This is a genomic window from Pseudomonas reinekei (genome assembly GCF_001945365.1).
In the GTDB taxonomy this organism is placed as follows: domain Bacteria; phylum Pseudomonadota; class Gammaproteobacteria; order Pseudomonadales; family Pseudomonadaceae; genus Aquipseudomonas; species Aquipseudomonas reinekei.
The window spans coordinates 20,410-28,354 of the sequence record NZ_MSTQ01000033.1 but is presented as its reverse complement, the minus strand read 5'-3'; the positions used below and the strand labels follow the sequence as shown (position 1 = coordinate 28,354).

Genomic DNA, 7,945 nt, shown 5'->3' with positions numbered 1-7,945 from the left:
TCGACCTGGTCGACAACCGATAATTTAAAAGTCAGTGTGTAATCACGCTGACTGCGCTTCGTGCCCGTATCCATTGCACCTTCCTGAAAAGAAGTCAGAAGGTGTAAACCTTATTCAGGACGGGACACCACCCCAAAAAAAGCCCGCATCGCTGCGGGCCTTTTTTATTACCGGTGGAGCAGGGGGCTTAACCCGCCACCAACACCCGGATCGCTTCCAGTCGCAGCGCAGCCTTGTCGAGCATGGCCAGACCTTGCTCGCGTTGTTTGCGCAGGGCAACCAGTTCGCTGTCACGAACGGTCGGGTTGACCGCTTGCAAGGCGGTCAGGCGCGCCAGTTCTTCGTCGGTGTCGGCGGCCAGGCGACGCTGCGCCTCTGCCACACGCTCGGCGTGACGCGGGAAGATCTTGTCTTCGCCGGCGTTGATCCGTGGTGTCAGCTGATCGCGCTGAGCCTGGATGAACTTGTTGGCGCTAGCGCGCGGAACGCTTTCCAGCTGATCGTTCAGAGTCTCGAACGACACCCGGGCCGACAGGTCGTTGCCATTGGCATCGAGCAGGCAGCGCAGCGCCGCCGGTGGCAGGTAACGGCCCAGTTGCAGCGAGCGCGGGGCAACCACTTCGCTGACGTAGAGCAGTTCCAGCAACACGGTGCCAGGTTTCAGCGCCTTGTTCTTGATCAACGCCACGGCGGTGTTGCCCATCGAGCCGGACAGCACCAGATCCATACCACCCTGGACCATCGGGTGTTCCCAGGTGATGAACTGCATGTCTTCGCGGGTCAGCGCCTGGTTACGGTCGTAAGTGATCGTCACGCCTTCGTCGTCGCCCAGCGGGAAGCTGGCGTCGAGCATTTTTTCGCTCGGCTTGAGAATCAGTGCATTTTCCGAATGGTCCTCGCTGTCGATGCCAAAGGCGTCGAACAGGGTTTCCATGTAGATCGGCAGGGCGAACTGGTCGTCCTGCTCGAGGATCGCCTCCACCAGCGCTTCACCCTCGCCGGCACCACCGGAGTTGAGCTCCAGCAAGCGGTCACGACCGGTGTGCAGTTCGGCCTCCAGGCGCTCACGCTCGGTGCGGGCCTCGTCGATCAGCGCTTGCCACTCGCCATCGTCGGCTTCTTCCAGCAACGGCAGCAGGCGTGGGCCGAACTGGTGCTGCAAGGCGTTGCCGGTCGGGCAGGTATTGAGGAACGCGTTGAGCGCTTCGTGATACCACTGGAACAGGCGCTCTTGCGGGCTGGTTTCCAGGTACGGTACGTGCAGTTCGATGGTGTGCTTCTGGCCGATCCGGTCCAGACGACCGATGCGTTGTTCCAGCAGGTCCGGGTGGGATGGCAGGTCGAACAGCACCAGGTGATGGGAGAACTGGAAGTTGCGACCTTCACTGCCGATTTCCGAGCAGATCAGCACTTGCGCGCCAAACTCTTCATCGGCGAAGTAGGCGGCGGCGCGGTCACGCTCGAGGATGTTCATGCCCTCGTGGAACACCGTGGCCGGAATGCCGGAGCGCACGCGCAGGGCGTCTTCCAGGTCCATGGCGGTTTCGGCGTGGGCGCAGATCACCAGCACTTTGGTGCGCTTGAGCATTTTCAGCTGATCGATCAGCCACTCGACACGCGGGTCGAACTTCCACCAGCGCTCTTCTTCATTGGCGTCCGGTTGAGCCTGGAAACTGACTTCCGGATAGAGCTCGGCGTGATCGCCCAGCGGCAGTTCGAGGTATTCGTCCGGGCATGGCAGCGGGTACGGGTGCAGTTTGCGCTCCGGAAACCCCTGTACGGCGGCGCGGGTATTACGGAACAGTACGCGACCGGTGCCGTGACGGTCCAGCAGCTCACGCACCAGACGAGCACTGGCTTCAGTGTCGCCATCGTTGACTGCGGTCAGCAGGGCTTCGCCTTCGTTGCCGAGGAAACCGTGGATGGTCTTGTGTGCTTCAGGTGACAGGCGACCCTTCTCGAGCAACTCCTGAACGGCTTCGGCCACCGGGCGATAGTTTTCGCTCTCGGCGCGGAAAGCGGCCAGGTCATGGAAACGGTTCGGGTCGAGCAGGCGCAGTCGGGCGAAGTGGCTGTCCTGGCCGAGTTGCTCCGGGGTGGCGGTCAGCAACAGCACGCCGGGAATGGTTTCAGCGAGTTGCTCGACCAGCGTGTATTCAGGGCTGGCCTGGTCTTCGTGCCACACCAGGTGGTGCGCTTCGTCAACCACCAGCAAGTCCCAACCGGCCGCGAACAGCGCGTCCTGAGCCTTCTCGTCGTCCACCAGCCATTCCAGGGCCACCAGCGCGAGCTGAGTGTCTTCGAACGGGTTGGAGGCATCGCTTTCGATAAAACGCTCTTCGTCGAACAGCGCAACCTGCAGGTTGAAACGGCGACGCATCTCCACCAGCCACTGGTGCTGGAGGTTTTCCGGGACCAGGATCAGCACGCGATTGGCGCGGCCCGAGAGCAGTTGGCGATGGATCACCAGGCCGGCTTCGATGGTTTTGCCCAGGCCTACTTCGTCAGCCAGCAAAACCCGTGGTGCAATTCGGTCGGCCACTTCGCGGGCGATGTGCAGTTGGTGCGCGATCGGTTGCGCACGCACGCCACCCAGTCCCCACAGTGAGGACTGCAGCTGGCGGCTGGTGTGTTCGAGGGTGTGATAACGCAGGGCAAACCAGGCCAGCGGGTCGATCTGCCCGGCGAACAGGCGGTCGCTGGCGAGGCGGAACTGGATGAAGTTCGACAGTTGGGTTTCGGGCAGGGTGACCACTTCGTTCTGCGCGTTGAGGCCGTGGTAGACCAACAGGCCATCGACGTCGTCGACTTCGCGAACGGTCAGTTTCCAGCCTTCGAAGTGAGTGATGGAGTCACCCGGCGAAAACCGTACGCGGGTGAGGGGCGCATTCCTTAGCGCGTACTGGCGGGTGTCGCCAGTGGCCGGATAGAGCACGGTCAACAAGCGGCCGTCCTGTGCCAGAACGGTGCCTAAACCCAGCTCGGCTTCGCTGTCACTGATCCAGCGTTGCCCCGGTTGATACTGCTGCGCCATGCTGCCTGACTCCCACCTTGAAAAAGCGGGCTATCTTAACGGAATCAGGTCTCCAGACCAAAGGAATACCTGTGTAGAAGCGGCCGTAGACTGTGATTTTATGATCCACAGGGCCTCAACCAATCGTAGCCGGCGACCGATTTTGCAGTGTCGACTGGGTCACAGTTTGCGACCGATGGCTCAAGTCGCCATCCACGCCGCCGACACCCTGCTGACAGGAGACCAAAAAATATGCTGCCACCGATGCTCCCCTTGAGTGCCGTGCCGATCACCTCACAGCACGACCCGGTCCGCCCGCGCCCGGACATCGCCCCGGTGGTGCCGGTGCAGGAAAGCTCCACGGACAGCACCATCGACCTGAAAAATCGCGACCCCGACGAATCCGCCTTGCTGCTACGCGAACAACAGCGCCGCAAGCAAGAACAGGAAAGGCGTCGACGTGAAGCCGACGAAGACCCTGAAGCGCACCTGGCGATTCCCGGGGATGAACTCAATGCCGACAACACCGTGCCGGTAGCGCCCTTGATGGAAGATCAGCCCCGTCAGGGCTTGTGGGTCGACATAGAGATTTGAGCGAGTGGCTGGTCAGCACCTTCGCCAGACCGCATTATTGGCGCAAACCTGCCGAGCGATGCGGCAGCTGAATTCATTTTCAAGCGATGCACTGAACGCCATGAGCCAAGACGACAAACTGATCGACCTCAATGCCGAACGCGCCAAACGTGTCCATGATCTCAACGACAAGCGCCTGAATGAAGTGCGTCAGGCGTTCGAGCAAGCCATGCCGCTGGGCAAACCGAAGAAAAAGCCGAAGAACAAACCGAAAAAACGGTGAATCCCCCTGCATCATTTGATGCAGGTCAGTTTTTCCCCTCCTTTGAGCCCTGTCTTGGGCGACATTGATCCTGGTCAATATTTTCTCCTGCCCGTTTGGGTAACTTAGCCCTATCGCAACAGGGCAAGAGCAGGAGACGCGTCATGTTTTTCGACAACGTGGTGATCGCCGGAGTGCTGACCGTCAGCCTCATGTTCGTTTTTTTTGCAGGATTCGGATTTTTTATCTGGAAGGATTCGCACAAGCGGAAAAAGCCTTAGGTCTTTCCGGATGCAATGAGCACGCAAGGCATTTTGGGCAACTTCGGTTGCCCTTTTTTTCGCCCTGAAGAATCTATTGGCATGCACCGATGCCCTGCAGGCGCGAAGACATTGGCAATAAAAAAGGCGCGGTCCTTGCGGAGCGCGCCTTTTTCGTTCGGCTGCTGATCAGCTGCCGAGTGCCTTCGAGGCCAGCCAGAACAATCCGGCCGACAGCGCGACCGTGGCTGGCAAGGTCAGAACCCAGGCCAGCAGGATGGTTTTGACGGTGCCGCCTTGCAGGCCGCTTTTGTTGGCGACCATGGTGCCGGCAACACCCGAGGACAGCACGTGGGTGGTGGACACCGGCAGGCTGAAGATGTTGGCCATGCCGATCAGGCTGGCGGTGGTGATCTGCGCCGACATGCCCTGGGAATAGGTCATGCCCTGCTTGCCGATCTTCTCGCCGATGGTCAGTACCACGCGTTTCCAGCCAACCATGGTGCCCAGGCCCAGGGCCAGTGCGACCGCCAGAATCACCCAGAACGGCGCATATTCGGTGGTGGTGGTCAAGTCCTTGCGCAGCTTGTCCAGGTCAGCCTTCTCACGGGCTGGCAAGCCAGGCAGCTTGCTGACTTTCTTCGCTGTGTCATCCAGGCAGAGCAGGTAGCGACGTACTTCAATGCGGCTATCAGACGGCAGCGAGTGGTAGTCGGCTACACCCTTGAGGGTGCCCAGCAGCGCAGTGATGGTCGGCTCGGTCTGCTGCGGGTTACAGCGGAATTTCTCTGGCAGGTCGCCTTCCACGCTTTTGCCCAGCGCCAGGAACTCGCCCAGGGTCTCGGCGTTGCGCTGGTAGAACTGGTTCAGGTGCAAAGTGGCGTCGCGGGTACGTTCGATCTGGTAGGTGGTGCTGTTCAGATCAAGTACGAACTGCGCCGGCACGATGCCGATCAGGACCAGCATGATCAGGCCGATACCTTTCTGGCCATCATTGGAACCGTGCACGAAGCTCACGGCCATGGCCGAGATCACCAGCACCAGGCGGTTCCAGAACGGCGGATGCTTCTTGTCGTCGATCTTGCGGCGCTGTTCCGGCGTCTTGTGCATCTTCGACAGCGGACGCCACCATTTCAGACCGATCAGAATCAGCGCGGCAATCAGAAAGCCTGCCATTGGCGAGAACACCAGCGACATCGCGATATCGATCGCCTTCTGCCAGTTCACGCCATCGGCCAACGGAATATCGTTGATCAGGGCGTTGGCCAGGCCTACACCGAGGATCGAGCCGATCAGCGTATGGGAGCTGGAGGCAGGGATACCGAAGTACCAGGTGCCCAGGTTCCAGGCGATGGCGGCGGCGAGCAACGAGAACACCATGGCCAGTCCGTGACCGGTGTTCACATTGATCAGCAGCTCCACCGGCAGCAGGTGGACAATGGCATACGCCACGCCAACGCCGCCCAGCAACACGCCGAGGAAATTGAACACACCGGAAAAGAACACCGCCAGATGAGGCGGCATCGCTTTGGTGTAGATAACAGTGGCTACCGCGTTAGCGGTGTCATGAAATCCGTTGATGAACTCGAAGGCGAGGACAAAAGTCAGGGCGAGCAGGAGGCTCACTAGCACCCAAGCATCCAGTCCGCTGAATAAATCGATCATGAAGGTTTTCTGACCCGGTCATAAGGGGGGCGGGATTATGCCAGAAAAGCGTGTCAATCAATGCATTAGCTGCTCGTCGGTAACATTCTTCAACGAATTAATTTGTGTCAAAGCCAAGCACGCCGGGGGTTTTCAAGGGGGTGCAAGTCTTTGAATTTCTTTGAAAACGCTTGTGGCACAAGGGTTCCGCTCGCCTGACGGAGGGCTCCGGACGCTTGTGTGAAATTTCTGAGAGGAGGGTCAGAGATGCGCCCTTTACCCTGTCAGATGAGCAAGGTGGACGCTGCTCGCTCGTAGCGGGCGCAAAAAGGCGACATCCGTGCATCCCGCTTTTAACGGGTGCAACCGCAGACCCTTGGAAGCACTTGAACCGAGTCCGTCAAGGCTCTTCGGCTTTGAGTTCCTTTTCCATTTTTTCAAGTTCTTGCTTGAAAACCTGATCCTGAACGGTGGCGCGTTTACGCCAGGGTTTGCGTTCCGGTTCGGGCTGGGCGGCGTAGGTGGTGACTTCCCCGCCGTAAACTTCCTTGTAACGTTGTTCCTGGCGCTCAAGTTCCACGCGCAGTTCTTCTTTCGTCACAGTGCTACCTGATTGAGTTGAGATAAATTCTGGTGATACGCGCTGCATTCAATGTATTGACCATGCTCGACGCAACGACAAGGCCGGTGAAGGCATCGTTTTACGGCTGGGCGATCAATACGTCCATGTTGCAGGCGGCCACGGCACCAGAGATAAACAGCTGACGCAGCATCAGCTTCCAGTTCCGCAAGCGCGTTGACGATGCAAATGCAGTGAGCGTCTGGCGCTTGCCGGGGGCAGCAGCGATGGAACATCGCGCTACCGGGTAGCGGAGCCGGCAATTAGAAAACCGTTCGGCTACTGATTTGCATTATAGCGAGCGATTCACAGAACTCTATCTCCAAAGAGTTAAAAGTTGGTCGTGATGTGTGATTGTTTTGTTACTCGTAACTTTCACGGCCAACTAGAGCACGCCATGATGTCACTGTGAAGTGATGCCTTTCTGGCGCCATTAAGTCGAACAACTTTGGGCAATTACATCGACCGTGTTAACGGTGTCTCCAGGCGTCAGCAAAAAACATATATCCGGCTCTTTTGCCGCCAGTCTTCCAAGGTATCAGTGATTGCGATTATCGGTCGACGGTTCGATAATCGCCCAATCTTGGCTGGCCGGGGTTGTGCGCCGGACCGATAGCCGCTTGTAATAGTCGCTGATCCGCGTGGGACAAGGACCTTATATGAACGATCAATTGCGTAATTCCTTCGCTTCTGTGGCTCCGCCCATCGTCGCTTCGCCCGCCAAGCGGATCCAGGCACTGACCGGTGATCCTGACTTCATGACCTCGCTGGCGCGGGGGCTGGCGGTCGTGCAGGCGTTTCAGGAGCGCAAACGGCACCTGACCATCGCCCAGATCAGCCACCGTACGGAAATTCCCCGCGCCGCTGTGCGACGTTGCCTACATACCCTGATCAAACTCGGCTACGCCACCACCGACGGTCGCACGTATTCCTTGCTGCCCAAGGTGCTGACTCTCGGCCATGCCTACGTCTCCTCGACGCCGCTGGCGGTTTCGGCCCAGCCGTACCTGGACCGCATGAGCGAACAACTGCACGAGGCCTGCAACATGGCCACGTTGGAAGGCGATGACATTCTGTACATCGCCCGCTCGGCGACCACCCAGCGCCTGATTTCGGTCGACCTTTCGGTCGGTGGACGCCTGCCGGCCTATTGCACGTCGATGGGCAGGATTCTTTTGGCGGCGCTGGATGACACGTCCCTGGGGGAATACCTCGACCACGCCGATTTGCAGGCCAAGACCAGTCGCACCATCCACACCCCTGACGCGTTGCTCGAATGCCTGCAGGAAGTCCGGCGGCAGGGCTGGTGCATCGTCGATCAGGAACTGGAGCAGGGCCTGCGCTCGATTGCCGTGCCGGTGTATGACGCTTCCGGCCAAGTGGTTGCAGCCCTCAATGTCAGCACTCACGCGGGCCGGGTCAGTCGCAATGAGCTGGAGCAACGCTTCCTCCCCGGTTTGTTAAGCGCCAGCCGCGACCTCAGCGCTCAGCTGTTTGCCTAAGGTGTTCGATAATCGCACGGAGTCGCGCCCGGTGAATTGACGCTGTTTCCTGTGGGTCATTAATGTCGCGGC

General features: G+C 59.2%; 7 protein-coding genes. 4 read left to right on the top strand and 3 right to left on the bottom strand.

All coding sequences use genetic code 11. The features are described 5' to 3' along the window. Positions 1 to 187: 187 nt before the first annotated feature. Positions 188 to 3,034 carry an RNA polymerase-associated protein RapA gene (rapA, locus tag BVK86_RS28560; protein ID WP_075949570.1) on the bottom strand — a complete coding sequence of 949 codons (2,847 nt, stop codon included), beginning with the start codon at positions 3,032 to 3,034 and terminating at the stop codon, positions 188 to 190. Positions 3,035 to 3,265: 231 nt separating this feature from the next. On the opposite strand from rapA, the gene BVK86_RS28555 reads away from it, so the two are divergent. The 3 genes from BVK86_RS28555 (at position 3,266) to ccoM (ending at position 4,129) form a co-directional block, all read left to right on the top strand. Next, positions 3,266 to 3,607, top strand: a complete 342-nt coding sequence (locus tag BVK86_RS28555; protein WP_075949569.1) for an aspartate-semialdehyde dehydrogenase — start codon at positions 3,266 to 3,268, stop codon at positions 3,605 to 3,607. 100 nt (positions 3,608 to 3,707) lie between these two features. Continuing rightward, the gene (locus tag BVK86_RS29930; protein ID WP_092267318.1) at positions 3,708 to 3,869 is read left to right on the top strand and encodes a hypothetical protein; all 162 of its coding nucleotides are present in this window, start codon (positions 3,708 to 3,710) and stop codon (positions 3,867 to 3,869) included. Between the two features lie 143 nt (positions 3,870 to 4,012). Further along, positions 4,013 to 4,129 (top strand): cytochrome c oxidase subunit CcoM, encoded by a 117-nt coding sequence (gene ccoM, locus BVK86_RS30355; protein ID WP_056856105.1) that lies wholly within the window; start codon positions 4,013 to 4,015, stop codon positions 4,127 to 4,129. A 168-nt stretch (positions 4,130 to 4,297) separates the two neighbouring features. Here ccoM and BVK86_RS28545 read toward each other — a convergent pair whose 3' ends face one another. Together BVK86_RS28545 and BVK86_RS28540 are read right to left on the bottom strand one after the other, a co-directional pair. Further along, positions 4,298 to 5,773: an inorganic phosphate transporter gene (locus BVK86_RS28545; protein ID WP_075949567.1), complete on the bottom strand. Its 1,476-nt coding sequence runs from the start codon at positions 5,771 to 5,773 to the stop codon at positions 4,298 to 4,300. A 379-nt stretch (positions 5,774 to 6,152) separates the two neighbouring features. Further along, on the bottom strand, positions 6,153 to 6,353 hold the full coding sequence (locus BVK86_RS28540; protein WP_075949566.1) for a hypothetical protein: 201 nt from the start codon (positions 6,351 to 6,353) through the stop codon (positions 6,153 to 6,155). Between the two features lie 677 nt (positions 6,354 to 7,030). Between BVK86_RS28540 and pcaR the strand changes: the two genes are divergently transcribed. Next, the gene (gene pcaR, locus BVK86_RS28535) at positions 7,031 to 7,873 is read left to right on the top strand and encodes a pca regulon transcriptional regulator PcaR (RefSeq protein WP_075949565.1); all 843 of its coding nucleotides are present in this window, start codon (positions 7,031 to 7,033) and stop codon (positions 7,871 to 7,873) included. The last annotated feature ends 72 nt before the right edge of the window (positions 7,874 to 7,945 follow it).